This window comes from Micromonospora sp. WMMD975, assembly GCF_029581215.1.
Taxonomy (GTDB): domain Bacteria; phylum Actinomycetota; class Actinomycetes; order Mycobacteriales; family Micromonosporaceae; genus Micromonospora.
On sequence record NZ_CP120739.1, the window covers coordinates 4,601,738 to 4,624,141 of the forward strand.

At 73.4% G+C, this 22,404-nt stretch carries 24 protein-coding genes; 13 read left to right on the plus strand and 11 right to left on the minus strand.

Annotated elements, in window-relative coordinates; genetic code table 11:
- Nucleotides 1–54 precede the first annotated feature (54 nt).
- Complete coding sequence (locus tag O7613_RS20135) at nucleotides 55–1,311, minus strand: erythromycin esterase family protein (RefSeq protein WP_281586889.1); 1,257 nt, start codon at nucleotides 1,309–1,311, stop codon at nucleotides 55–57.
- Nucleotides 1,312–1,431: 120 nt separating this feature from the next.
- Between O7613_RS20135 and O7613_RS20140 the strand changes: the two genes are divergently transcribed.
- The gene (locus tag O7613_RS20140) at nucleotides 1,432–1,626 is read left to right on the plus strand and encodes a DUF2795 domain-containing protein (protein WP_282289588.1); all 195 of its coding nucleotides are present in this window, start codon (nucleotides 1,432–1,434) and stop codon (nucleotides 1,624–1,626) included.
- 80 nt (nucleotides 1,627–1,706) lie between these two features.
- On the opposite strand, the gene O7613_RS20145 is transcribed toward O7613_RS20140, so the two are convergent.
- The 3 genes from O7613_RS20145 to O7613_RS20155 all read right to left on the minus strand — a co-directional run bounded on the left by O7613_RS20145 (nucleotide 1,707) and on the right by O7613_RS20155 (nucleotide 4,058).
- A complete protein-coding gene (locus O7613_RS20145) occupies nucleotides 1,707–2,444 on the minus strand; it encodes an anti-sigma factor (RefSeq protein WP_282289589.1) in 738 nt (245 codons plus the stop codon).
- Nucleotides 2,441–3,070 (minus strand): ECF RNA polymerase sigma factor SigK, encoded by a 630-nt coding sequence (gene sigK / locus O7613_RS20150; protein ID WP_282289590.1) that lies wholly within the window; start codon nucleotides 3,068–3,070, stop codon nucleotides 2,441–2,443. Before sigK ends, O7613_RS20145 begins: the two co-directional genes overlap by 4 nt.
- Before the next feature lie 91 nt (nucleotides 3,071–3,161).
- A complete protein-coding gene (locus tag O7613_RS20155; RefSeq protein ID WP_282289591.1) occupies nucleotides 3,162–4,058 on the minus strand; it encodes a Gfo/Idh/MocA family oxidoreductase in 897 nt (298 codons plus the stop codon).
- A 150-nt stretch (nucleotides 4,059–4,208) separates the two neighbouring features.
- On the opposite strand from O7613_RS20155, the gene O7613_RS20160 reads away from it, so the two are divergent.
- Nucleotides 4,209–4,604, plus strand: a complete 396-nt coding sequence (locus O7613_RS20160) for a hypothetical protein (RefSeq protein WP_282294577.1) — start codon at nucleotides 4,209–4,211, stop codon at nucleotides 4,602–4,604.
- Nucleotides 4,597–5,013 (plus strand): hypothetical protein, encoded by a 417-nt coding sequence (locus tag O7613_RS20165; protein WP_282289592.1) that lies wholly within the window; start codon nucleotides 4,597–4,599, stop codon nucleotides 5,011–5,013. Before O7613_RS20160 ends, O7613_RS20165 begins: the two co-directional genes overlap by 8 nt.
- Before the next feature lie 13 nt (nucleotides 5,014–5,026).
- On the opposite strand, the gene fabG is transcribed toward O7613_RS20165, so the two are convergent.
- Together fabG and O7613_RS20175 are read right to left on the minus strand one after the other, a co-directional pair.
- On the minus strand, nucleotides 5,027–5,785 hold the full coding sequence (gene fabG, locus O7613_RS20170) for a 3-oxoacyl-ACP reductase FabG (protein WP_282289593.1): 759 nt from the start codon (nucleotides 5,783–5,785) through the stop codon (nucleotides 5,027–5,029).
- Between the two features lie 57 nt (nucleotides 5,786–5,842).
- The gene (locus O7613_RS20175) at nucleotides 5,843–7,495 is read right to left on the minus strand and encodes an alpha-amylase family protein (protein ID WP_282289594.1); all 1,653 of its coding nucleotides are present in this window, start codon (nucleotides 7,493–7,495) and stop codon (nucleotides 5,843–5,845) included.
- A gap of 54 nt (nucleotides 7,496–7,549) precedes the next feature.
- Between O7613_RS20175 and O7613_RS20180 the strand changes: the two genes are divergently transcribed.
- Together O7613_RS20180 and O7613_RS20185 are read left to right on the plus strand one after the other, a co-directional pair.
- Nucleotides 7,550–8,206: a DUF1349 domain-containing protein gene (locus tag O7613_RS20180; RefSeq protein ID WP_282289595.1), complete on the plus strand. Its 657-nt coding sequence runs from the start codon at nucleotides 7,550–7,552 to the stop codon at nucleotides 8,204–8,206.
- A gap of 78 nt (nucleotides 8,207–8,284) precedes the next feature.
- On the plus strand, nucleotides 8,285–8,947 hold the full coding sequence (locus tag O7613_RS20185) for a DedA family protein (protein WP_282289596.1): 663 nt from the start codon (nucleotides 8,285–8,287) through the stop codon (nucleotides 8,945–8,947).
- A 75-nt stretch (nucleotides 8,948–9,022) separates the two neighbouring features.
- On the opposite strand, the gene O7613_RS20190 is transcribed toward O7613_RS20185, so the two are convergent.
- The 3 genes from O7613_RS20190 to O7613_RS20200 form a co-directional block, all read right to left on the minus strand.
- Nucleotides 9,023–10,438, minus strand: a complete 1,416-nt coding sequence (locus O7613_RS20190) for a carbohydrate-binding protein (protein ID WP_281590111.1) — start codon at nucleotides 10,436–10,438, stop codon at nucleotides 9,023–9,025.
- A gap of 86 nt (nucleotides 10,439–10,524) precedes the next feature.
- The gene (locus O7613_RS20195; RefSeq protein ID WP_282289597.1) at nucleotides 10,525–11,319 is read right to left on the minus strand and encodes a membrane protein insertase YidC; all 795 of its coding nucleotides are present in this window, start codon (nucleotides 11,317–11,319) and stop codon (nucleotides 10,525–10,527) included.
- Nucleotides 11,320–11,547: 228 nt separating this feature from the next.
- Nucleotides 11,548–11,823, minus strand: a complete 276-nt coding sequence (locus O7613_RS20200; protein WP_282294578.1) for a DUF6412 domain-containing protein — start codon at nucleotides 11,821–11,823, stop codon at nucleotides 11,548–11,550.
- Between the two features lie 136 nt (nucleotides 11,824–11,959).
- On the opposite strand from O7613_RS20200, the gene O7613_RS20205 reads away from it, so the two are divergent.
- From O7613_RS20205 to O7613_RS20220, 4 genes are all read left to right on the plus strand, one after another.
- Entirely contained in the window at nucleotides 11,960–13,111 is a 1,152-nt protein-coding gene (locus O7613_RS20205; RefSeq protein WP_282289598.1) for a glutamate--cysteine ligase, read from the plus strand.
- Nucleotides 13,112–13,152: 41 nt separating this feature from the next.
- Complete coding sequence (locus O7613_RS20210; RefSeq protein WP_282289599.1) at nucleotides 13,153–14,529, plus strand: FAD-dependent oxidoreductase; 1,377 nt, start codon at nucleotides 13,153–13,155, stop codon at nucleotides 14,527–14,529.
- 121 nt (nucleotides 14,530–14,650) lie between these two features.
- The gene (locus O7613_RS20215; protein ID WP_282289600.1) at nucleotides 14,651–15,601 is read left to right on the plus strand and encodes a DUF559 domain-containing protein; all 951 of its coding nucleotides are present in this window, start codon (nucleotides 14,651–14,653) and stop codon (nucleotides 15,599–15,601) included.
- A 73-nt stretch (nucleotides 15,602–15,674) separates the two neighbouring features.
- Complete coding sequence (locus O7613_RS20220) at nucleotides 15,675–16,550, plus strand: aminoglycoside phosphotransferase family protein (RefSeq protein WP_282289601.1); 876 nt, start codon at nucleotides 15,675–15,677, stop codon at nucleotides 16,548–16,550.
- 74 nt (nucleotides 16,551–16,624) lie between these two features.
- On the opposite strand, the gene O7613_RS20225 is transcribed toward O7613_RS20220, so the two are convergent.
- Both O7613_RS20225 and O7613_RS20230 read right to left on the minus strand, forming a co-directional pair.
- A complete protein-coding gene (locus O7613_RS20225) occupies nucleotides 16,625–17,434 on the minus strand; it encodes a DNA-formamidopyrimidine glycosylase family protein (protein ID WP_282289602.1) in 810 nt (269 codons plus the stop codon).
- 23 nt (nucleotides 17,435–17,457) lie between these two features.
- Complete coding sequence (locus O7613_RS20230; RefSeq protein ID WP_282289603.1) at nucleotides 17,458–17,949, minus strand: hypothetical protein; 492 nt, start codon at nucleotides 17,947–17,949, stop codon at nucleotides 17,458–17,460.
- 152 nt (nucleotides 17,950–18,101) lie between these two features.
- On the opposite strand from O7613_RS20230, the gene O7613_RS20235 reads away from it, so the two are divergent.
- The 4 genes from O7613_RS20235 (at nucleotide 18,102) to O7613_RS20250 (ending at nucleotide 21,975) form a co-directional block, all read left to right on the plus strand.
- Nucleotides 18,102–18,344: a hypothetical protein gene (locus O7613_RS20235; protein ID WP_282289604.1), complete on the plus strand. Its 243-nt coding sequence runs from the start codon at nucleotides 18,102–18,104 to the stop codon at nucleotides 18,342–18,344.
- Between the two features lie 254 nt (nucleotides 18,345–18,598).
- Nucleotides 18,599–19,351 carry a cellulose binding domain-containing protein gene (locus O7613_RS20240; protein ID WP_282289605.1) on the plus strand — a complete coding sequence of 251 codons (753 nt, stop codon included), beginning with the start codon at nucleotides 18,599–18,601 and terminating at the stop codon, nucleotides 19,349–19,351.
- Nucleotides 19,352–19,461: 110 nt separating this feature from the next.
- Nucleotides 19,462–20,838 carry an RICIN domain-containing protein gene (locus tag O7613_RS20245; protein ID WP_348775421.1) on the plus strand — a complete coding sequence of 459 codons (1,377 nt, stop codon included), beginning with the start codon at nucleotides 19,462–19,464 and terminating at the stop codon, nucleotides 20,836–20,838.
- Between the two features lie 147 nt (nucleotides 20,839–20,985).
- A complete protein-coding gene (locus O7613_RS20250) occupies nucleotides 20,986–21,975 on the plus strand; it encodes a thrombospondin (protein WP_282289607.1) in 990 nt (329 codons plus the stop codon).
- Nucleotides 21,976–22,404: the final 429 nt, after the last annotated feature.

Genomic DNA, 22,404 nt, shown 5'->3' on the forward strand with positions numbered 1-22,404 from the left:
GGGCCCCCGCTTAACGCCTTTTGTATAGGCGGGGGCCCCGCTTAACACCCGCGCTCACACCCCGGCCGGGTACGTCTCCATCTCGCCGGGAGTCACCAACGCCGGCAACGGGTGCAGCGCGGTCGTCTCGTCGCACCAGACGAACGCGTCGTACCGCTCCCCCAGCCGCGTCGGCACGTAGTTGCCCCAGGACTCGAAGCTCGGGTCGTACACCACGCCGATGGCCCGGTGGTCCGCCTCGCCGGTCACCCACTCCGGCTCGTCCGGGCCGCCGAAGACCAGCACCGCCCGGTCCGGCATCAGCTCGTGCAGCCGGCGCTCGACCGACCCCTCGCGCGCCGGCGGCACCACCATCGTCTCGGCCGGCGAGCCCCAGCGCGGGGCGGCGACCACGGTGCCCCGGTAACTGCCGAAGCCGATCAACGCCACCGCGTCGCGGCCGTGCCGCTCCCGGCCCAACTGGCCGATGTTGACCATGCCGTCCGCCGCCATCTCGGTGGCCCGCGCGTCCCCGACGTGCGTGTTGTGCGCCCACACGACGCCCCGCGCGCCCGGCCCGTAGCGGTCCAGCAACCGGTCCAGCGTGTCGGCCATGTGGATGTCGCGGACGTTCCACGACTCCGGGCCACCGCCGACCATGGCCCGGTAGTAACGCTCCGCGCCGGCCACCACCTCCGCGTTCTGCCAGGCCGAGAAACGGTCCGGGCCGTCCGCGGCGGCCTGTTCCCGGGTACGCGCCAACAGCCGCACCACCTCCTCCTCGCACCGGGCGGAGACGAACCGGCTGGCCATGCCGTACTCCTCGACCTGCTTGCCGTACGGCTCGAAGCAGCGGTACGCCTCCTGGGCCGCCTCCAGCGACGCCGGGTCCTCCTCGCCCAGGTAGTCGAAGATGGCCTGCATCGACTCCCAGAGGGAGTAGACGTCGAGGCCGTGGAAGCCGGCGCGTTCGCCCTCGGGGCGTTCCAGGTTCCAGGCCCGCAGCCAGCGGCAGAAGCGGGCCACCTCGGCGTTCGCCCACATCCAGGTGGGCCACCGTTCGAAGCGTTCCAGCGCGACGAGCGGATCGGCCAGGCCGCCGGGTGCGCCCACCACCGATCGGTGCACCCGGTCGCAGTCCGGCCAGTCCCCCTCCACCGCGACGAAGTCGAAACCCTGTTCGGCGATGAGTCGCCGGGTCAACTGCTCCCGCAGCCGGTAGTAGTCGTAGCTGCCGTGCGTCGCCTCGCCGATCATCACGATGCGGGCGTTCCGGACGCGCTCCAGCAGCGGGTCGAAGTCGCTCGGCGCGCCGAGCCGCTGAACCAGCATGTGCGCGGCTACCCGGGTGCCGCCCGGGCAAACCGTCGCGCGGCCGGACCAGGCAACCGGACCAGGCTGCCGGACCAGGCAACCGGGCATGCCGGCCGGGCATACGGGTAACCGGCCGGTATGACCGTCACCGGCGCGCAGTTGCAGGAGTTCCTGGCCGGGCTCGACTATCCGGTCTCGCGGGAGGATCTGGTCCGTTGGGGGCAGGAGAACGGCGCCAGCACCGAGGCGCTCCAGACGCTCCGCACGTTGCCGGCCGAGGAGTTCGACACCCCGGCCGAACTCGGCGAGGCCCTGCTGATCCTGAACGGCTAGCGCAGCCCCGCTCGATGCCACGTGTTAAGCGGGGCCCCCTCCTCTACCGAATGCGTTAAGCGGGGGCCCCGCCTTTCACCTCAGGTGAGGGTGAACGACACGAGCGGCGTCATGGTCGGCTGCGCCGAGCCGCCCGCCGGCTCCTCCGTGACGCCGAACAGGCCCTTGCCACGGACGCCCGAGAGCAGCCTCGTGCCGCCGCCCTGCCCGGCCGGCAGCACCCCGGCCGAGGTGGCCGTGGCGCCCTCGATCAGCCAGAGCTGGTAGGCCCGGTCCGGCCCCGGCGCGGCCAGCCCGGCCACCAGGGCCACCCCCTCGTCCCGGCTCGCCGACGCCACCACGGTCACCCGGCCGCCGGCCGGCGCGACGCCGGTGCGCACCACCGCGTCCGGGGCGGCCAGCACCGCCCGGATCCGGCCCGCTTCGTCCCGAGCCGCGTCGGCCTCGGTGCGCGCGTCGCGTACCCGCTGCTCCTGGGTCACCCAGGTGGCCGCGCCCGCGCCGCCGGCCAGCAGCACGGCGGCGGCCGCGACCGCCAGCCGGCGTCGCCAGGCCCCGGCCGCGGCGGGCCCGACGCGGCCCGCGGGACCCGGCCGTTCCTGCCGGGTACGCCGGATCTCCGCCAACACCGCCATGCGCAGCGCGGGCGGGGGTACGGACCAGGTCGAGTCGGCCAGCCGCGCGGCCGTCTCGCGCAGCTCGGCCAACTCCAGCGCGCAACTTTCGCAGTCGGCCAGGTGCCGGTCGAACGCGGCCCGCTCGACGTCGTCCACCGCGTCGAGCACGTACGCCCCGGCGAGCGCGTGGATGTCGGTCATCGGGTCAGCCCCACTCCCAGGCAGTCGCGCAGACGGATCAACCCGTCCCGCATGCGGCTCTTGACGGTCGGCAGCGCGGTGTCGAGCAGGCCGGCCACCTCGCGGTAGCTGTGCCCGCCGTAGTAGGCAAGCGTGATCGCCTCGCGCTGCACCTCGGTGAGCGCGTCCAGGCAGTGGCGTACCTGCTGCCGTTCCAAGCGGGCCGCCGCCTCCTCGGCCACCTCGTCGTACGGCGTCTCGGCGGATCCGGCGGCGGCCCGGCGGGTGCGTTCGGCGCCGGCCTGTTCGGACCGGACCCGGTCCACCGCGCGACGGTGGGCGATGGTGAATACCCAGGCGGTGGCGGAGCCCCGGGACGGGTCGAACCGGGCGGCGGTGCGCCACACCTCGACCAGCGCCTCCTGGGCGACCTCCTCGGCCTGGGCCGGGTCGCGCAACACTCGCCGCACCAGGCCGTAGACGCGCGGCGAGACGAGGCCGTAGAGCCGCTCGAACGCCGCCTCGTCACCGCGCGCCACCGCCCGCAGCAGGTCGTCGGTCTCCACCCGCTGGTCCGGGGCGGCCGGGGGCACGGCGTGCAACCTCGACCGCCCCGGCACGTCACCGACGCTGTCGCCGTGGGTCATCCGGTTCCACCTTCCGTCGGCTCCCTCTGCCCGCACGGTAGGCATTCGGAGCCGGCGCCGGACCGGATGGCCGCGATTTCCGACCGGTCTGCTAAAGCTCGACCGTGCGGCCCTGTGCCCGGGCGGTCTCCGCGGCGTCGAGCACGGCCACCACCTCCCGGCCGAACCGGACGTCGCAGCGGTGGTCCCGGGTGCCCGCGTCGACCTCCGCCAGCAACTGGTCCAGCGCCGCGCCGAACGCCTGGAGCGCACTGCCGTCGCCGGGCGGGACGCTCTCGGTGCCGTTCTCGCCGAAGAAGACGAAGTCGCGGGTCACGGCCTCGGCCGGCGCGTCGAGGGTGAGCGAGAGCGAGCTGGTCGCGCCGCCGTCATGGGTGAGCAGCAGGTGCACCAGGCCGCTCGGCCCGTCCATCGCGGCGACCCGGGTGACCCGGCCGAGCACCGGCAGGATCAGCGACAGCGCGTGCGGGCCGATGTCCCACAGCGCGCCCCGGTCCCGCCGCCACCGCGAGCCGCCGTACGGGTTACCGGGCTGAAAGATCGAGGCGAACATGGTGCACCGGGCGTGCTGCCAGCCGCCGGCCGCCGCGGCCGAGGCGAGGGAGCCGGTGACGTTCGGGTGGAAGCGCTGGGTGAAGAAGACCACCGAGGCCACCCCGGCGGACTGGGCGGCGTCGACCACCCGGTCGGCGTCGGCGAGGCCGAGCGCCAGCGGCTTGTCCAGCAGCAGATGCCGCCCGGCGGTGGCGGCCCGGACGGCGATGTCGGCCTGCACGTCCGGCGGGAGCGCCACGGCGATCGCGTCGCACGCCTCGATCAGCGCGTCCACGTCGGTGAAGGCCGGTACGCCGTGCCGGGTGGCGAGCTCCTCCGCCTTCGCCGGGTTCCGCCCCCACACGCCGGCCAGTTGCGCCCGCGGGTGGGCGTCGATGGCCGCGGCGTGCGTCTTCGCCGCCCAGTGACCGGTGCCGAACAACCCGAACCGCACCCCGGACCTCCTGCCGTCGTCGCCGGCCACCGGCGTACGCCGGGACCGTGATCCACGCTAGTCGCCCGGCCCGGCCGGCGCGCCCCGACCCGGCCGACGCGCCCCTACTACGCCGCTTAGTAGGCTGGCCCGGTGAACGACACTGCGTCGATGACCAGCGCGGCGGCGGCCGGCTCGCCGGTGGACGGGTTCCTCGCCACGATCGCGATCGTGCTGTCGCTCGCGGTCGCGGTCTGGGCCCTGGTCGCGGCCGTGCGGCAGCGCCCGCCGGACCGGGTCCAGTTCGCCGGCCTGGCCGCGGTGGAGTTGGCGCTGCTGACGTTGACCGTGGCGGCGCTCGTCGCGCTCGGCGGCGGCGACCGACCGGGCGAGCCGGGTGCGTTCTTCGGCTACCTGGTGACGCTCGTCTGCCTACCGCCGCTGGCCTGGGTGCTGGCCCGGATGGAGCCGACCCGCTGGGGCTCGGCCATCGTCTGCGCGGTCTGCCTGGTCACCCCGGTCGTGGTGGTGCGACTCCAGCAGACCTGGGAGGTCGTCGGTGGCTGAGACCGCCACGCCGGAGCGCGCCACGAACCGCGGGCCGGGCCGGCTGCTGATCGCGGTCTACATCCTGTTCGCCATCGCCGCGACGTCGCGAGCCGGACTGCAGATCGCCACGAAGTTCGACGAGGCGCCGGTGGCGTACCTGCTCTCCGCGCTGGCCGCGCTGATCTACATCGTGGCGGCGGTGGGGTTGGCCCGGGCCGGGCACACCGGCCGCCGGGTCGCGCTCGCGTGCTGCTCGGTCGAGCTGGTCGGGGTGCTCGCGGTGGGGGTGCTGAGCATCGCCGACCGCGAGCTGTTCCCGGACGAGACGGTCTGGTCCGACTTCGGCAGCGGCTACGGCTACATCCCCCTGGTGCTACCCCTCCTGGGCCTTCTCTGGCTCCACCGCACCCGCCGCCCCCGCACCTGACCGCGCGGGCGGGTCAGGACTTGGGGCCGCCGGCCACGTAGATGACCTGGCCGGAGACGAAGGACGCGCCCTCGCTGGTCAGGAACGAGATGGTGTGCGCGACGTCCTCCGGGCGGCCGGTGCGGCGTACCGCGATCTCGGCGGCGGCGTGTTCCTGGAGCGCGGCGAAGTCGACCTTCATCCGGGCCGCGGTGGCGGCGGTCATGTCGGTGACGATGAAGCCGGGCGCCACCGCGTTGACGGTCACCCCGTACGGGCCCAGCTCGATGGCGAGCGTCTTGGTGAAGCCCTGGAGTCCGGCCTTGGCGGCGGAGTAGTTCGCCTGCCCCCGGTTACCGAGCGCCGAGGTGCTGGAGAGGTTGACGATCCGCCCCCACTTCCGCTCGACCATGTGCTTCTGTGCGGCCTGACTGAACAGGAACGCGCCGCGTAGGTGCACGCCCAGGACCGTGTCCCAGTCGGCGTCGGTCATCTTGAACAGCAGGTTGTCGCGGAGGACGCCGGCGTTGTTGACGAGTACGGTCGGCGCGCCCAGGTCGGCGGCGACCCGCTCGACGGCGGCCTCGACCTGGACCCGGTCGGCCACATCCGCGCCGACGCCGAGCGCCCGGCCGCCGGCGGCGGTGATGGCGTCGACGGTCTCGCCGGTGGCGGACTCGTCGATGTCGACCACGGCGACGGCCATGCCGTCGGCGGCCAGCCGGCGGGCGGTGGCCGCCCCGATGCCGCGCGCGGCTCCGGTCACGATGGCGACGCGGGGCTCCTCCGACATGATTACCTCCCGGTAACGTGGCTAGATCGGAGGAGCCTATCCCGCCGTCATGTCACCTCAGAGGGCCCCACCCCGGCAGAGCCGGATCCACCGGTAGCCGTGACCGTTCAGCTTGAGCTGGTCGAGCTTGCCCACGTCCTCGTAGTTGCGGTCGGTCAGCACGTCGATCGGCAGGTCGGCCTCCGGGGCGAGGGTGCTCAGGTCGACCTCCACGTCCTCGGTGCCGAGGTTGTGCAGGAAGACCATGGTCCCGGTCGGCCCGTCGGCGCGGTGCGCGAGCACGCCGGGGGGCATCGGCACGTCGATGTGGGCGGTGCTGCCCGAACCGATCTCCGGGGCCTCCCGCAGGGTACGGATCATCCGCTCGAACCAACCGAGCAGCGAGCGCGGGTCCTTGCGCTGCGCGGTGACGTTCACGTGCTGGTAGCCGTACTCACCCTTGTCGATCACCGGGCGGATCAGCTTCTCCGGCTCGGCGGTGGAGAAGCCGGCATTGTCCTTGTAGGACCACTGCATCGGGGTGCGGATCGCGTCCCGCCCGTTCAGCGACAGGTCCTCCCCCATCCCGATCTCCTCGCCGTAGCGCAGCACCGGCGTGCCGCGCAGCGAGAACTGCAGCGCGTACGCCAGCTCGATGTGCCGGCGGTCGTTGCCGAGCATCGGGGCGAGCCGGCGGCGGATGCCCCGGCCGTAGAGCTGCATGCTCTCCTCCGGCCCGAACTTCGCCAGCACGTCGTTGCGCTGGTCGGCGGTGAGCCGGGACAGGTCGATCTCGTCGTGGTTGCGCAGGAACGTGGCCCACTGGCCGCCGGTGGGCAGCTTCGGGGTGTCGCGCAGCGCGTCGATGATCGCCTCCGGGTCCTCCCGGGCGAGCGCGAGCATCAGGCGGCCGTTGAGCATGAAGTCGAAGAGCATGTGGATGCGGTTGCCGGAGCCGCTGTCGTCGCCGAAGTAGACGGGCAACTGGTCCGGCTCGACGTTCGCCTCGGCGAGCAGGGCCGCGTCGCCGCGCCGCCACTGCACGTGCTGGCGCAGGTCGGTGAGAAAGTCGAAGTCCTTGGTCGCGTTCGGGTTGCCCGGCTCGGTCTTCTCGATGATGAACGGCACGGCGTCCATCCGGAATCCGGAGACGCCGAGCTGGAGCCAGAACGAGGTGATCTTCTTGATCTCCGCCCGGACCTTCGGGTTCTCGATGTTGAGGTCCGGCTGGAACTTGTAGAAGCGGTGGTAGAACCAGGCTTTGGCGGTCCGGTCGTAGGTCCAGGTCTCGTGCTGCTCGCCCGGGAAGACCATGCCCTGGTGCCGGTCCGCCGGCTCGTGGTCCGCCCAGACATACCAGTCGCGGTACGGCGAGTCGGGCGAGGAACGGGCGGACTGGAACCACGGGTGCTGGTCCGAGGTGTGGTTGACCACCAGGTCGATGATCACCCGGATGCCGCGGTTCTGCGCCTGGTGCAGCAGCTCCGCGAAGTCACCGAGGGTCCCCAGGCGCGGGTCGACGTTGTAGAAGTCGGTGGCGTCGTACCCGTCGTCCTTGTTCGGTGAGGGATGGATCGGGTTGAGCCAGAGGCAGGTCACCCCGAGGCGGGCCAGATAGTCCAGCCGGCCGATCAGCCCCTGGAAGTCACCCACCCCGTCGCCGTCGGAGTCCGCGTACGAGTCCACGTCGAGGCAGTAGACGACCGCCTCCTGATACCACCTGTCACCCATGCGACGACTACTTCTCCGAACCCGCGATTCGCCAAACCCGGTTACCGTGCCGGCATGAGCGAACGCACCGAGCGGGGCGAGGGCCGTGCGGGCAAGCCCGGTCAGCACGGCATGAGCGTGGACGTATCCGCCACCGACTGGTCCGCCGGCACGTGGCTGAACCCGCCCGAGCGGGCCGAGGCCGTCGACGACGCCCTGCTCGTCGAGCCGCGGGGCGGCAGCGACTTCTGGCGGCGCACCAGCTACGGCTTCGTGCACGACGACGGCTCCGCGCTGCTCGCGCCGTTCGCCGTGGACAGCGCCGTCGAGGTGTCCTTCCGGCTCGACTACACCGCCCAGTTCGACCAGGCCGGCGTGCTGGTGCGGGTGGACGAGCGGCGGTGGACGAAGGCCGGGGTCGAGGTGAGCGACGGCTCGCCGCAGGTCGGAGCCGTGGTGACCGACGAGTTCTCCGACTGGTCGGTGGCGCCGGTGCCGGAGTGGTCGGGGCGGGACGTGACGGTCCGGGTGAGCCGGGCCGGGGACGCGTTGACCGTCCGGGCCCGGGTCGACGACGAGCCGTGGCGGCTGGTGCGGGTCGCGCCGCTCGACCCGGCGGCGGAGGCGACGGCCGGGCCGTACTGCTGCTCACCCAGCCACGGCGGCCTGCTGGTCCGCTTCACCGGCTGGCGGCGCGGGCCGGCGGACGCGGCGCTGCACCCGGACGGTTAGCCGGGTCACCGGCGGGTGTGGGCCGGACCGCCCCGGGTACTACCCGCTGATCTCCGGCACCCGTGTGGAAGGACCGCCATGGCCCTGGCCCAAGACGTCGATCCGAACCAGTTCACCGGGCTGACCGGCTGGGTGGCGAGCGTGATCGACTCGATGGGCCCGGTCGGTGTCGCGCTGCTGGTGGCGCTGGAGAGCATCATCCCGCCGATCCCGAGCGAGATCGTGCTGGCGATGGCCGGTTACCTCTCCGCCGAGGGCCGGTTCAACGTGGTGGTGATCGTCCTGGCCGCGACCGCCGGTTCGCTACTCGGCGCGCTCGTGCTCTACTGGCTCGGCGCGGCGCTCGGCGAGGACCGGCTGAAACGCTGGCTGGATCACATCCCGCTGGTCGACCTGACGGACCTGGAGAAGGCGGACCGCTGGTTCGAGCGGCACGGCCGCTGGGCGGTGCTGATCGGCCGGCTGGTGCCTGTGGTACGCAGCCTGGTCTCCGTGCCGGCCGGCGCGAACCGCATGCCGATGGGCGAGTTCGTCCTGTTCACCACGCTCGGTAGCGGGGTGTGGAACGGGTTGATCGTCGGCGCCGGTTTCGCCCTGGGCGCGCGCTGGGAGGACGTCGACCGCTACAGCCACTGGTTCAACTACGCGATCTTCGCGATCTTCGGCGTGATGATCGTGAGCTGGGCGGTGAAGAAGGTACGCCGGCGGCGCGCCCGGCAGTCGGTGACCACTGGGCGCTGACGCCTGCGCCGGCGAGGTGTTAAGCGGGGCCCCCGCCACATCCGAATGCGTTGAGCGGGGCCCCCGCCTTACACCTCAGCGGCGGAAGGTGAACCAGTTGAGGTTGACGAAGTCCGACGGCTGGCCGCTGCTGAACGTGAGGTAGACGGTGTGCCGGCCGGTCACCGAGCCGACGTTGCCGGGCACCGAGCGCCACGTCTGCCAGCCGCCGGTGTTGCCGACCGCGAAACTGCCGATCGGCGTCGCGGTCGGGCTGTCCACCCGCACCTCCACCAGGCCGCTCACCCCGGCCGCCGCGCCGGACGCGACCCGGGCCACGAAGTCGCGCGGCGGGGTCGAGCCGAAGTCCACGTTGTCGTAGCGGGCCCAGTCACCGTTGGCCAGGTAGCCGATGTTCTGACCGCCCTCGGTGCACGTCTCCACCTGCACGCCGTTCTGCGCGTTGAACGACTCCGCCTGGATGGTGGCGTACGCGTTGCGCACCCCGCCCGGCGGCGGCGTGGTCGGGGTCGGCGACGGGTTGCCGCCTCCGCCCCGGGAGTAGGCCGCCACGTAGTCCACGAGCATCGGCCGGCCGGACACGGTCGCCGAGGTCGGCGTGGCCGAGCCGGCCACCCCGTCCGGGAAGCCGCCGCCCATGGCCACGTTGAGCAGCATGAAGTAGCCGCTGTGGTTGGTCATCTGGCTCCAGTACGGCTCCCCGACCTGGCTCTGGGTGACGGTGTGGAAGAGCTGGCCGTCGACGTACCAGCGCAGTTGCTGCGGGCTCACCGAGGCGTCCCACTCGAACCGGTAGGTGTGGAACGCCGACTGGCAGGAGCTGCCCGGGCAGGCCCGGGACGCCCCGCGGCCGTTGAACTCGTCGCACGGGCCGCCCGGCGCGACGCCGCAGTGCAGCACTCCCCAGACCGAGTTGATGCCGTTGACGTTCTCCATCACGTCGAACTCACCGATGCCCGGCCAGTTCTGGTAGTTGCCCCGGTAGGGCGAGCCGAGCGCCCAGAACGCCGGCCAGTACCCGGCCGCCGACGCGCCGGTGACGTTCGGCATCTGGATCCGGCCCTCCAGGGCCAGCACGCCGCCCGCCGGCGGCTTGAAGTTCGACCGGACCGTCTCGATCCGGGCGGACGTCCAGCGGCCGGCGGAGTCGCGCAGCGGGGTGATGCGCAGGTTGCCCGATCCGTCCTGGGACAGGTTCGCGGTGTTCGAGGTGTAGGTCTGGATCTCGCCGGTGCCCCAGTTGGCGGGGCCGCCCGGATAGCTGGTGCCGGTGTCGATGATCCAGTTTGCCGACGACGGCAGCGTGCCGGCCGCGCCGGTGAAGTCGTCGCTCCACACCAGGTTCCAGCCCGACGGCGGGGACGGGACGGCGGCCTGCGCGGTCATCGAGACGGCCGCGAGCGCGGTGGTGCTGACGACCACGGCGGCGGCCAGCGCGAGCCGGCGGCGGATCCGGGGCACGGTGGAGGAGGCGGCGGGGGCCGCCGAAATCGGTTTCATCCGGGTTGCCTCTCTGCGGGGACGGGGGCGGAGAGCGCTCTCTGAGAGCGAGTTCTACGCGCCCGTCCCCGCCTTTGTCAACGCTTGTCGATGGCGGCCACCTGCGGTCGCCGCAGCACCCCCTGCTCCAGCGCGGTCCACGCGGTGGTGGTGACCAGGTAGAGCACCGCCGCGAGCGGCACCACGAGCGCCACCAGCACGGTGCCGAACGGCAGCAGCGGCATCAGCCGCCCGAGCACCGCCGCACCCGGGCCACCGGCCGGCACGCCGCCACCGGCGCCGGTGCCGGCAGTCGCCGTTCCGCCGGCGGTGGAGCCGCCGCCGGCGGTCGCGGTGGCAGCGGCCAGCCGGCGTGCCCGCCGGGACGACCACCAGGCCAGCGCCAGCAACGCGGCCAGCAGCACCCCGAACACGGCCGGCACCGGGCCAGCCAGACCGTCGGCGAGATGCCACCCCAGCGGTACGCCGGCCAGGCGCTCCCCCAGCAACTCCGGCGCGCCGTCCCCGGTGGCGAAGAGGCGGTACATGACCATGAAGAACGGCGCCTGCAACAACGCCGGCAGGCAGCCCGCGACCGGGCTCGCCCCGGCCTGCCGGTAGAGCGCGAACAGCTCGCTCTGCAGGCGGGCCGGATCATCGGCGTACCGGCGCTGGAGATCGCGGACCTCCGGGGCGAGCGCCACGCGACGCCGCTCCCCGCGGACCTGCGCCAGGGTGAGCGGCGAGATCAGCAGCCGGACCCCGACGGTGAACAGGACGATGGCGACGGCCGTCGCGGCGCCGCCGGAGAGCGGGACGAGCGCGTCGGCGAGCCAGGTGACGACGGCGGCGGCGGCCGAGGCCGCGGTGTGCAACGGTGCGAAGGCGAGCATGGGTAGACCCCTCGGTCCGATTCCGGACGCCCCGGGGCGCGCGACCGCGCGCCGGAGGGCGGATGACAGCGGAATCGGCCACGTAGCCATGCGGAAGGACCGGCGGGCGTCGTCCGGCGGGTCCGGCCCGACGTGCCCGCGGGGGACGGCCAGGCGCTGGAGCACGCCTCCGGGCGGCGTCCGACCCGAACCGGCAGATCCGCCCCTACCAGCGGCGGTCCGGCGTGGCTAGGCGGCCGACGGGCGCAGTCCGGGGGCGCGGGGGCGCGGACGACCCGGCGCGTCCGGATCGACCTGCCGGGGCACCTGACGGCTGCGGGCACGGGCGCGCAGGGCGGCGGTGTGCCGGGCACCGGGTGCCGTGGGCAGCGCCCGCACCCGCAGCGCGAGCACCGTGGCCAGCAGCAGCGCGGCGACCACGGCAGCGCCGGCCAGCAAGCCGGTCGGCCGGTCCGCGACCAGGGCGAGGGCGTACGCCCACGGCCCGCTCACCAGCGCCAGCATTCCTGCCACCCGCTCACCCTAGAACGTCGTGTCACCCCCGGCCCGACACGCCGCCCGGCGCGTTTCCGGACGCCGACACGGTGGGTAACAAGGCGTCGACCACACGGCACGGTGCCGTGCCGGTCGGAAGGAGACGGTGGTGGCGATGAGCGGCTCAGTGGCGGAGCGGGAACGGGACGCCGCGCCGGACGGCCGGACCGACCTGTTGACGGTCGGCGTCGAGGAGGAGTTCCTGCTCGCCGACCCGCACACCGGCACCGCCGTGCCCGCCGTCGAACTGGTGATGGAGCAGGTGCCGGCCGAGCTGCGGGGCCAGGTGGAACGCGAGTTCCAGACCAGCCAGATCGAGATCGGCAGCCCGCCGGGGCTGGACCTGTCCTCGATCCGGCACTCGCTGTCGATGCTGCGCGCCGAGCTGGCCGACGCGGCCGAGCGGGCCGGCGTACGGCTGCTGGCGATCGGCACCGGGCCGGTCGACGGGCCGGTCCCGGCGGTGGTGGACAAGCCCCGCTTCGACCGGATGATCGAGCGGTTCCGGCTGCTGGTGCCCGGCCCCGGCAACAACGGCATGCACGTGCACGTCGGCGTACCGGACCCGGACACCGGCGTCCAGGTACTCAACCACGTCCGGCCCTGGCTGCCGATCCTCCAGGCGGCCACCGTCAACTCCCCGTTCGCGCGCAGCGCGGACACCGGCTATGCGAGCTGGCGCTCGATCGAGTGGGAACGCTGGCCGTCCGTCGCGCCCACGCCCTACCTGGAGTCGCACGAGCACTACCAGCGACTGATCCGGCAGCTCATCGCCAGCGGCGTGATGCTGGACGAGGGAATGCTCTACTGGTATGCCCGGCTCTCCGCCAAGTACCCGACCGTGGAGATCAGGATCGGTGACGTCTGCCCGTCCGTGGACGACGCGATCCTGGTGGCCGCGCTCGTGCGCGGGCTCGTCGCGACCGCGCTCACCGACATCGCCGCCGGCCGACCGGCCGTCAACACCGACCACCACCTGCTGGTGGCGGCGCACTGGCGGGCCGCCCACGACGGGCTGGAAGGCGAGGGCGTCGACCTGCACGACGGCGAGCTGCGGCCGGCTTGGGAGCTGCTGGACCGGATGGTCGACCGGATCCGCCCGGAGTTGGCGCGGCACGGCGACCTCGACCGGGTGACCGAACTGCTCGGCGGGCTGCGCCGGCACGGCACCGGCGCGGCGCGGCAGCGGGAGGTGTTCGCGCGTACCGGCGACCTGGCCGACGTGGTCGCGGACGTGGCCCGGCAGACCCGTGGTTGAGCTCGCCCGTGGCGCGGGCCGGGCGTGACAGGATGAGCGGCGTGGCGGAACGGATGATCGTCATCGGCGGCGACGCCGCCGGCATGTCGGCGGCGTCGCAGGCGCGGCGCCGCCGCGGCCGGGCCGACCTGGAGATCACCGCCTTCGAGCGGGGGCACTTCACCTCCTACTCGGCCTGCGGCATCCCCTACTGGATCGGCGGCGTGGTCCCGGAGCGCGACCAACTCGTCGCCCGCACCCCGGCGGCCTTCCACGACGACTACGACATCGACGTCCGGATGCGCCACGAGGTGACCGCCATCGACCTGGGCCGCCGCGAGGTGGTCGCCCGGGACCTGGACGGCGGCGGCGAGGTCCGCGCCGGCTTCGACACCCTGGTGTACGCCACCGGCGCCACCCCGGTGCAGCCGGAGTGGGCGCGCGACGACGTGGCCGGGGTGTTCGGCGTGCAGACGCTCGACGACGGCGAGGCGGTGCGCGACTGGCTGGAACGCGAGCCCCGGCCGCGGCACGCGGTGGTGGTCGGCGGCGGCTACGTCGGCGTCGAGATGGCCGAGGCGCTCGTCTACCGCGGGCTCTCCGTCCAACTGGTCGAGCAGGCCGCGCAGCCGATGTCCACCGTCGACCCGGACATGGGCGAGCTGGTGGCCGAGGCGATGCGCGGCACCGGCATCGGCATCCGCACCGGGCTGACCGTCACCGGCCTGGCAGAACGGGACGGCCGGATCGCCGCGGTGGTCACCGACGAGGGGCCGATCCCGGCCGACATCGTGGTGCTGGGTCTCGGCGTACGCCCCAACACCGCGCTCGCCGAGGCCGCCGGCCTGCCGCTCGGTCCGTCCGGCGGGATCCGGGTGGACCGCCGGATGCGGGTGACCGGGGTGCCCGGCGTGTGGGCGGCCGGCGACTGCGTGGAGAGCCTGCACCGGGTCAGCGGCATGCCGGTGCACATTCCGCTCGGCACGCACGCGAACAAGCAGGGCCGCGTCGCGGGGATCAACATCGGCGGCGGGTACGCCACCTTCCCCGGCGTGATCGGCACCGCCGTCACCAAGGTCTGCGACCTGGAGGTGGGGCGCACCGGGCTGCGGGAACGGGACGCCGCCGAGGCCGGCTTCGAGTTCGTCACCGTGCTGGCCGAGTCGACGAACCGGGCCGGCTACTACCCGGGCGCGCGGCAGATGACCGTGAAGCTGATCGCCGAGCGGCCCAGCGGGCGGCTGCTCGGGGCACAGATCGTCGGCTGGTCCGAGGCGGCCAAGCGGATCGACGCGCTGGCCGTGGCGCTGTGGAACGGCATGACGGTGGACGAGATGACCGCGCTCGACCTCGGTTACGCGCCCCCGTACGCGCCGGTCTGGGACCCGGTGCTGATCGCCGCCCGCAAGGCCGTCGACGCCCTCGCCGCCCTCGCGTAAGGCGGGGGCCCCGGTTAACGCCTCCGGTATAGGCGGGGCCCCCGCTTAACACCCGCCCGGCCACGCGCCATGTGCCGGTTCGGGGCGGACGAGCGCGCACAGCGCGCTGTGGAATCGACCGGTGCGGATACCGGGAGACGACGCGTCGCGGCTGGAATGGTTGCTGTTCGGGCAGTCCGAGGTGCTCACCTGGGCCCAGGCGACGGAAGTTCTGCCGCCGGGTCGGGTCCGGCACCTGCTGGCGAGCGGTCGCTGGCACCGGGTGTGTCGCGGGATCCTGCGCGCCGCACCGGGCGGCCCGTACACCCGGGAGCAGCAGTGGTGGGTCGCGGTGCTGGCGGCGGGCGACGGCGCGGTGCTCGCCGGGCTCGCCGCCGCGCGGGCCGGCGGGCTGCGCGACGCATGGCGGCACGACGCGGTGGACGTCCTGGTGCCGCACCAGCGCCGGGCGGTCGGCCCGATCCGCCGGCTACCGCCGGGCCTGCCGGCGGTACGGGTCCGTCGGGCGCGTCACCTGCCCGCCGCCGACCGCCAGGTGGGCCGGCCGGCCCGTACCACCATGGCGCGCTCGTTGGTGGACGCGGCCGGCTGGGCGCGTACGGACGACGAGGCGCAGGCGATCGTCGCGGCCGGCTGCCAGCAGCGGCGGGCGACCCCGGGCGGAGCTCGGCGCGGTGCTGGACCGGCTGCCCGGGCCCGGCGGCGACCCCTGATCCGGCAGACGCTGCACGACGTGGCCGGCGGCGCGGAGGCGCTTTCGGAGATCGACCTGGTGCGGCTCTGCCGCCGCCACGGGCTGCCGGTTCCGGACGGGCAGGAGCGTCGCCGGGACGCCGACGGCCGGCAGCGTTACCTGGACGCGTACTGGCGGCGCTGGCGGCTGCACGTGGAGGTGGACGGCGCCCATCACATGGACGTCCGGCACTGGGCGGCGGACCTGCGCCGGCAGAACCGGGTCTGGATCGAGGGCGATCGCATCCTGCGCTTCACCGCGTTCGACGTGAGGCACCGACCGTCCGACGTGGTCGCCCAGCTCCACGCCGCCCTGACCGCCGCCGGTTGGCGCCCCTGACCGCCTTTGGGTGCAACTGTTGCTGCCCTGGCGACAACAACTGCACCCAAAGCCGATCGGGCAGGATGGGCGGGTGCGGTGGGAGATTCCGGCGGGGCTGCGGTGGGTCGAACGGACAGCGGTGGGGCGGGGGTGGCTGGCGGAGCTGCCCGACCGGCTGGGGGAGTGCGTGGCGCGGTGGGAGCTGACCGCCGTCGGGCCGCCGTTCGACTACGCGTACGCCTCGCTCGCCCTGCCGGCCGAGCTGCCGGACGGCACCCGGGCGGTGTTGAAGGTGCAGTACCCGGACGACGACAGCGTCCACGAGGCCACCGCGCTGGCGCACTGGGCCGGGCGGGGCGCGATCCGGCTGCTCGCCCACGACGCCGACCGGCGGGCGCTGCTGGTCGAGCGCTGCGACCCGGGCACCCCGCTGCACACGCTGCCGGCCGACGCCGCGCTCGACGCCGCGGTCGGCCTGCTGCCCCGGCTGGCGGTGCCGGCCGGCCCACCGTTCACGTCACTCGCCGAGGAGGCCGCCGGCTGGGCCGAGCGGATGCCGGTCAAGTGGCGCCGGGCCAACCGCCCGTACGAGCGGAGGCTGCTCGACGCGGCGCTCGGGATGCTCGCCGACCTCGCGCCGAGCCAGGGCGGACAGGTGCTCGTCAACCAGGACCTGCACGCCGGCAACGTGCTGGCCGCCGGGCGCGAGCCGTGGCTGGTCATCGACCCGAAGCCGCTTGTCGGCGAGCGGGAGTTCGCGGTCGTGCCGCTGGTGCGCGGCGCCGAGCTGGGTCACTCCCCGGCGGCGGTACGGCACCGGCTCGACCGGCTCACCGCCGAGCTGGGCCTGGACCGGGAGCGGGTACGCGGCTGGGCGATCGGGCAGACGCTGGCCTGGAGCATCGACGGCGAGCAGGTCTTCCCCGGCAACGTCGAGGCGGCCCGCTGGCTGCTCGACGAGACGTGACGCAGCCAACGTCGGCGGCGACGCGACGGGCCAGCCCCGCGCAGCGCGACGAGCCGGCCGGACCGCTGGCGGGTTCAGCCGGCCTGGCAGGTGGGGCACCAGTAGAGGTTGCGCCCGGCGAGTGAGCCCCGGCTCACCTCGGTCCCGCAGACGTGGCAGGGCGCGCCCGCCCGCCGGTAGACGTACACCTCGCCGCCGTGCCGGTCGACCCGCGGCGCCCGACCGGTCGCCTCCGGCAGGTCCGCGTCGCGCACGGTGTCGATCCGGCCGCGCTCGACTCCCCGGGTCATCAGCGTCACCAGGTCCGCCCAGAGTCCCGCCCAGCCGGCCGAGGTCAGCTCCCGCCCGGGCAGCAGCGGGGGCACCCCGGCGCGGAACAGCGCCTCGGTCACGAAGATCAGGCCGGTGCCGGCCACCACGGACTGGTCCAGCAGCAGCGCGGCCAGCGGGGTGGGGCTGCGCCGGATCCGCGCGTACGCCCGATCCGGGTCGGCGTCGCCGCGCAGCGGGTCGGGGCCGAGCCGGCCGCGCAGCGCCGCCACCTCGGGCGGGGTGAGCAGCTCGCAGGCGGCGGGTCCGCGCAGCTCCAGCCAGTTGCGGTCGCTGTGCAGCCGCAGCCGCACCTGCCCGACCGGGACCGGCGGCTCCCCCGGCCCGTCCGCGAACTTCCCGTACAACCCCAGGTGTACGTGCAACGCCAGCTCGCCGGCGTAGTGGTGCAGCAGGTGCTTGCCGTACGCCTCGGTGTGCTCCAGGACGGTGCCGGTGAGCCGGGCGGCGCCCGCGGCGAAGCGGCCCTGCGGGCTGTCGGCGTGCACCTTGTCGCCGGCGAACAACTCGGCGTGCCGGGCGGCGAGCCGGTGGATGGTGTGTCCCTCTGGCACGGATCAAGCGTAGTCAGCAGTTGTCACGCCCGTCGGCTGGCCGCCGCCAGGTCGAGCAGGCGGGCCAGGCGGTACCGCAGCACCCGCGCCTGCCCGATCGACAACAGCAGGCCGGCCTCCGCGCCGCGCAGGCTCACCATCGGCTCGCCGGTGGGATGCAGCGCCCGTACCAGCCCCACCCCGAGCGCCGCCGGCTGGTCGGGGTCCGTCCGGCGGGTACGGGAGCGGTGCTGACCCCGGAGCCGGCAGCCGTCCCGGTCGCACCAGCGTGGGTGGTCCGGGTCGTCGGCGAGAGTGCCGGTCGGATAGACGTACACGTGCCCGCAGGGCCGCGACACCCCGGGCTCCAGACACGTCGGGTACGCGGCCAGCCCGGCTCCGCCGAACGCGGCGACGGCGGGCGCGGCATGCGCCTCGCAGGTGTACACGCAGCCGTCCAGGGAGTCCGTCGTGTACAGCTCGATCCGGACGGTCGCCGGTTCTCCGCAGTCGGGCAGGGTGGGTAGGGTGCTCACGGGTCGCCTCCTCGTAGGCGATCAAGGCCCTCGGCCAGCGGCGCAATCGCTGCCCGAGGGCCGCCTGCATAATGCCAAACTACCATCACCCATTTGGCCAATCAATGGCCATGGAAGTCGTGTCTGACTTGGCCAGTGAGATCATCTACGGTATGGCCAACCGACTGGCGGATGCGGTACGCGCGTTTCACCTGGCGCAGGCCACCGCCGCTGCCTCCGCCCAGCGCGCGGCCGAGGATCGGGAGAAGGTCACCGTGGCCCGCGAGCAGCTCGCGACGGCCATCGCGGAGGCATCCAGGAGCGGCATGCGGCAGGTCGACATCGTGCGGGTGACCGGCTACACGCGCGAACGCGTGCGCCAGATCCTCCGTTCCCACGGCGTCGCGCCCGACTAGCCGCCCAGCGTCACCTCTCGCCTCACATCCGGGCGCCGGCCGCGCCGTGGGACTCCATTGAATCGACACCTGTCGACTGACAGACTGACTCCAGTCGCGCTCGGGAGCCGGTGCGAGCCGCTCGATCCAGCAGGAGAGTGACGCGCGGGGTGGTGCGCCCACCCGGCGCCGGGCAGTCCCTCTCCGGCAGTCCGCCGTGCCGCCACTCCCGCCGATCACGCCGCGGGGCGGGGCTCTCAGTGCAGGAGAAACAGATGCTTCGTACGCTCGGCGCGGCTCTGGCCGCCGCGCTCACCCTGACCGGCCTGGCCACCTCGACCGGGGCCGTCCAGCCGCCGGCCGTCCAGCCGCCCACCGTCGCGGCGGCGACGCCGACGCCCGGCCCGACGCTGACGTGCCCGCCGGCACTGCCGGTCAGCGGCCGGGTGAGCGGTGCCACCACCACCAGCCTCACCATCACCTACTCGCTGATTCTCTTCCCGCCCTGCGGCTACGACCCGCCGATGGTCGTCACCCTCTTCGCCAGCCGGGAGGACGCCACTGAGCGGCGCAACCCGGTGGCCGAGGCCGTCTCCGGGCCGGAGCGCTTCGGCGACGTGACCATCGACGGGCTGACGCCCGACACCGACTACTGGTTCCGGTTCAGCGACACGCACGGCACGCAGGATCCGTACCTCATCGGCGGACCGGGCCGGACGCTGTCGACGTCGACGTGCGCCGCGTCGGCCACGATCGACAATCAGTGGTACGGCGGTTTCATCGCCACGGTCACCGTGCGCAACACCGGCACCGAGCCGATGCACGACTGGCTCGTGAAGTGGCGGTGGTCCGGTGACGAGCGCATCCAGACGATCTGGGGCGGGGTGGCGGAGGTCACCGGTCAGAACGTCGTGGTCCACAACGCCTCCTGGAACGGGACGCTGGCGCCGGGCGCCTCGACCACGTTCGGGCTGATGGTGGCCGTCAGCGGCTGGTCCGGCGGCTTCACGCCGGTCTGCGGCCGGTGACCGGCATGCGGTCGACGGCCCGGACGGGCCCCGACGGCGGGAACGGTCGGCTGAGCGGACGCGGACGCCTCCTGGCGGCCGGCGTGGCGCTGGTCGTGGCCCTGGCGACGATGGTCGGGCCGCCCACGGCCGCGCTGGCGGCCCCGGTGACCGTCACCAACGGCACGCAGTTCACCGACACGAGCGGCGCCGTGGTGCACGCCCACGGCGGCGGCGTCCTCAAGGTCGACAACTACTACTACTGGTTCGGCGAGAACCGCAATCCGGACAACACCTTCCGGGCGGTCTCCGTCTACCGCTCCACCGACCTGCGCACCTGGGAGTTCCGCAACAACGTCCTCACCCAGACGTCGGCCGCCGAGCTGCAACGATCCAACATCGAGCGGCCGAAGGTCATCTACAACGCCGCCACCGGCCGGTTCGTGATGTGGATGCACAAGGAGAACGGGTCGGACTACGGCGAGGCGCGGGCGGCCGTCGCCTCGTCGGCCACCGTGGACGGCAACTACACCTACCACGGCAGCTTCCGGCCGCTCGGGCAGCACATGTCGCGGGACATCACGCTCTACAACGACAACGGCACCGCGTACATGATCTCGGCCGCCAACGAGAACCGCGATCTGCACATCTACCGGCTCACCTCGGACTATCTCAACGTCGCCGGCCTAGTGGGCAACTTCTGGGCCGGCGCGACCCGCGAGGCGCCGGCGATGTTCAAGCGGGGTAGCACCTACTTCCTGCTGACGTCGGCGGCGACCGGCTGGAGCCCGAACCAGGCCAGGTACGCCACCGCGACGAGCATCTCGGGACCGTGGAGCGGCTGGACCGACGTGGGCAACAACACCACGTTCAGCTCCCAACCGGCCTTCGTGCTGCCGATCCAGGGCACCTCCACCACCAGCTACCTGTACATGGGTGACAGGTGGGCGGGAGCCTGGGGCGGGCCGGCCAACGACTCGCAGTACGTGTGGCTGCCGATCAGCTTCCCGACCGCCACCAGCATGAGCCTGACCTGGTATCCGTCGGTCACCATCGACACGGCTGCCGGGACGGTCACCGGCAGCGCGCCCACCACCTACCGGGTCACCGCCCGGCACAGCGGCCGGGTGCTGGACGTGATGGACAACTCCACCGCGAACAACGCCGAGGTCAAGCAGTGGAGTTGGAACGGCGGTGGCAACCAGCGGTGGGAGTTCCAGGACGCCGGCGGCGGCTGGTTCCGCCTCGTCAACGCCAACAGCGGCAAGTGTCTCGACGTCGCCGGCGCGTCCACCGCCGACGGCGCCAACATCATCCAGTACACCTGCGGCAGCGGCGCCAACCAGCAGTGGCAGTGGGCCGCGCTCGGCAGCTGGTTCCAGCTCCGGGCCCGGCACAGCGGCAAGTGCCTGGACGTGGTCAACTCCGGCACCGGCGACGGCGCGGACGTCCAGCAGTACACCTGCGGGAGCGGCACCAACCAGCAGTGGTCACGCACCCAGTCCTGACGACGGCGCCGCCCGGCGCGGGAACCGGGGCCGCAAGCCGGCCCCGCCGGGCGGCCCCGGTTCCGTCACCGGGTGTCGATTTCCGCACGCCTGGGTACCTCCTGACAGTCATGCGCGGCCTCCGCGCCTGCATCAGGAGGTGCCAAGGTGAACATCTTGTCCCGCCGGAAGTCCCCGGCGAACAGTACCGATACGAACAGCGACGGTGTCGTCGACGCCCGCGACGAGCACCCGACCGCAGACGGAACGGCCGGCCAACCGGTGGTCACCGACCGCGACGCGGCGCGGGCCACGTACCGCAGCGACTCGACCGCCACCGAAGCGAAGCGTGCCGGCGAGGCCGGGCCGATCAGCGGGGCCGGGCGCGGCGGCGAAGCTGAGCGAGTCACCGACGCCGGGCGGGTTCCGGCGGACGGGCGCGGCGGCGAGGCCGGACCGGTCGGCGACGGGCATGTCGAGACCATGGCACGGACCGGCGAGGCGGAGCGGCGGGCAGCGCAGCGGGCCGCCTCGGCCCGGGCGGCGACCAGCAGGCCGTTGGGCCGGAACGCGCGGACCGTCGACCCGGAGCCGACCGTCGACCCGAACCGTGACGGCCACCCCGACCGGCCCGTCGACCTGGACCGCGACGGTCACCCCGACCGACCCGTCAACCTCGACCGCGACAGCCACATCGACCGGCCCGTGGACCCGAACCGCGACGTCCACACCGACCGGTCCGTCGACCCGAACCGCGAAACCCACACCGACCGGCCCGTCGACCTGGACCGCGACGGTCGCCCCGAGCGGGAACTCGATCCGGAGCTGACGAAGAAGCCGCGGGCCAGCCTTCTCGCCACGCTCGGTCTGGTCGTGTCCGTGGCCGGCGCGCTCTTCGTGCTCTCCGGCACGCTGGCCGGCTACGGCATCGGGCTCGGCGCGGCCGGCGCGGTGCTGGCGGTGCTGGGCCTGATCGCCACCCGACGCCGGCACGTGGCCGGGAAGACCGACGCGCTGATCGGCATCATGGTCGGCCTGGCCGCCGTGGTGCTCGGCATCGTGGCGATGACCGGGCAGTTCGACTGGCCGACCACTGACGGCGAGTGGGTGGGCCGGTTCCGCGAGTGGCTTGACTCACAGTTTGTCGATCGGTTCTGAGGGCACTGTTCCGATCGCCGGCAGCGACCGGCAGCCCGAAAAGCTCCGGTGGTTCACCGGGCAGCACCGGTGGTTCACCGGCCGGGCAACACCTCTTTCGGGGGCGGCGACTCGCCGCCCCCGAAGTGTGTTCCGCGCTCTTCGACTCACGCCGTCCGAGATGGTGGAAGCGAGTGGCCCGGAGGGGCACAGTTCTCCACGCAACCTTGTCCGGTCAGATCCCCAGAGGTGCATTGGGTGGGAACGTGCTCCCGATGGGCGAGAACCCGCGCTTGATCGACTCCATTCCGCCGAAGTGGCGGGGTCGAGCGGGCCGGGATACCGCCACCTCGCCGAAGTGGAGTGGATCGAGACGCCGGCCACCCTCTCAGACATCCGGGGAGCGCCTCCCCGCCGGTCGCCACCTGAATCCGGCCCGCAGGTACCCCG

What these genes read in the sequence shown, in the direction of transcription:
- O7613_RS20135 (WP_281586889.1), bottom strand. Translation starts at nt 1,311, where the DNA reads ATGCTGGTTCAGCGGCTCGGCGCGCCGAGCGACTTCGACCCGCTGCTG.
- O7613_RS20140 (WP_282289588.1), top strand. Translation starts at nt 1,432, where the DNA reads ATGACCGTCACCGGCGCGCAGTTGCAGGAGTTCCTGGCCGGGCTCGAC.
- O7613_RS20145 (WP_282289589.1), bottom strand. Translation starts at nt 2,444, where the DNA reads ATGACCGACATCCACGCGCTCGCCGGGGCGTACGTGCTCGACGCGGTG.
- sigK (WP_282289590.1), bottom strand. Translation starts at nt 3,070, where the DNA reads ATGACCCACGGCGACAGCGTCGGTGACGTGCCGGGGCGGTCGAGGTTG.
- O7613_RS20160 (WP_282294577.1), top strand. Translation starts at nt 4,209, where the DNA reads ATGACCAGCGCGGCGGCGGCCGGCTCGCCGGTGGACGGGTTCCTCGCC.
- fabG (WP_282289593.1), bottom strand. Translation starts at nt 5,785, where the DNA reads ATGTCGGAGGAGCCCCGCGTCGCCATCGTGACCGGAGCCGCGCGCGGC.
- O7613_RS20175 (WP_282289594.1), bottom strand. Translation starts at nt 7,495, where the DNA reads ATGGGTGACAGGTGGTATCAGGAGGCGGTCGTCTACTGCCTCGACGTG.
- O7613_RS20180 (WP_282289595.1), top strand. Translation starts at nt 7,550, where the DNA reads ATGAGCGAACGCACCGAGCGGGGCGAGGGCCGTGCGGGCAAGCCCGGT.
- O7613_RS20185 (WP_282289596.1), top strand. Translation starts at nt 8,285, where the DNA reads ATGGCCCTGGCCCAAGACGTCGATCCGAACCAGTTCACCGGGCTGACC.
- O7613_RS20195 (WP_282289597.1), bottom strand. Translation starts at nt 11,319, where the DNA reads ATGCTCGCCTTCGCACCGTTGCACACCGCGGCCTCGGCCGCCGCCGCC.
- O7613_RS20200 (WP_282294578.1), bottom strand. Translation starts at nt 11,823, where the DNA reads ATGCTGGCGCTGGTGAGCGGGCCGTGGGCGTACGCCCTCGCCCTGGTC.
- O7613_RS20235 (WP_282289604.1), top strand. Translation starts at nt 18,102, where the DNA reads ATGGCCAACCGACTGGCGGATGCGGTACGCGCGTTTCACCTGGCGCAG.
- O7613_RS20240 (WP_282289605.1), top strand. Translation starts at nt 18,599, where the DNA reads ATGCTTCGTACGCTCGGCGCGGCTCTGGCCGCCGCGCTCACCCTGACC.
- O7613_RS20245 (WP_348775421.1), top strand. Translation starts at nt 19,462, where the DNA reads ATGGTCGGGCCGCCCACGGCCGCGCTGGCGGCCCCGGTGACCGTCACC.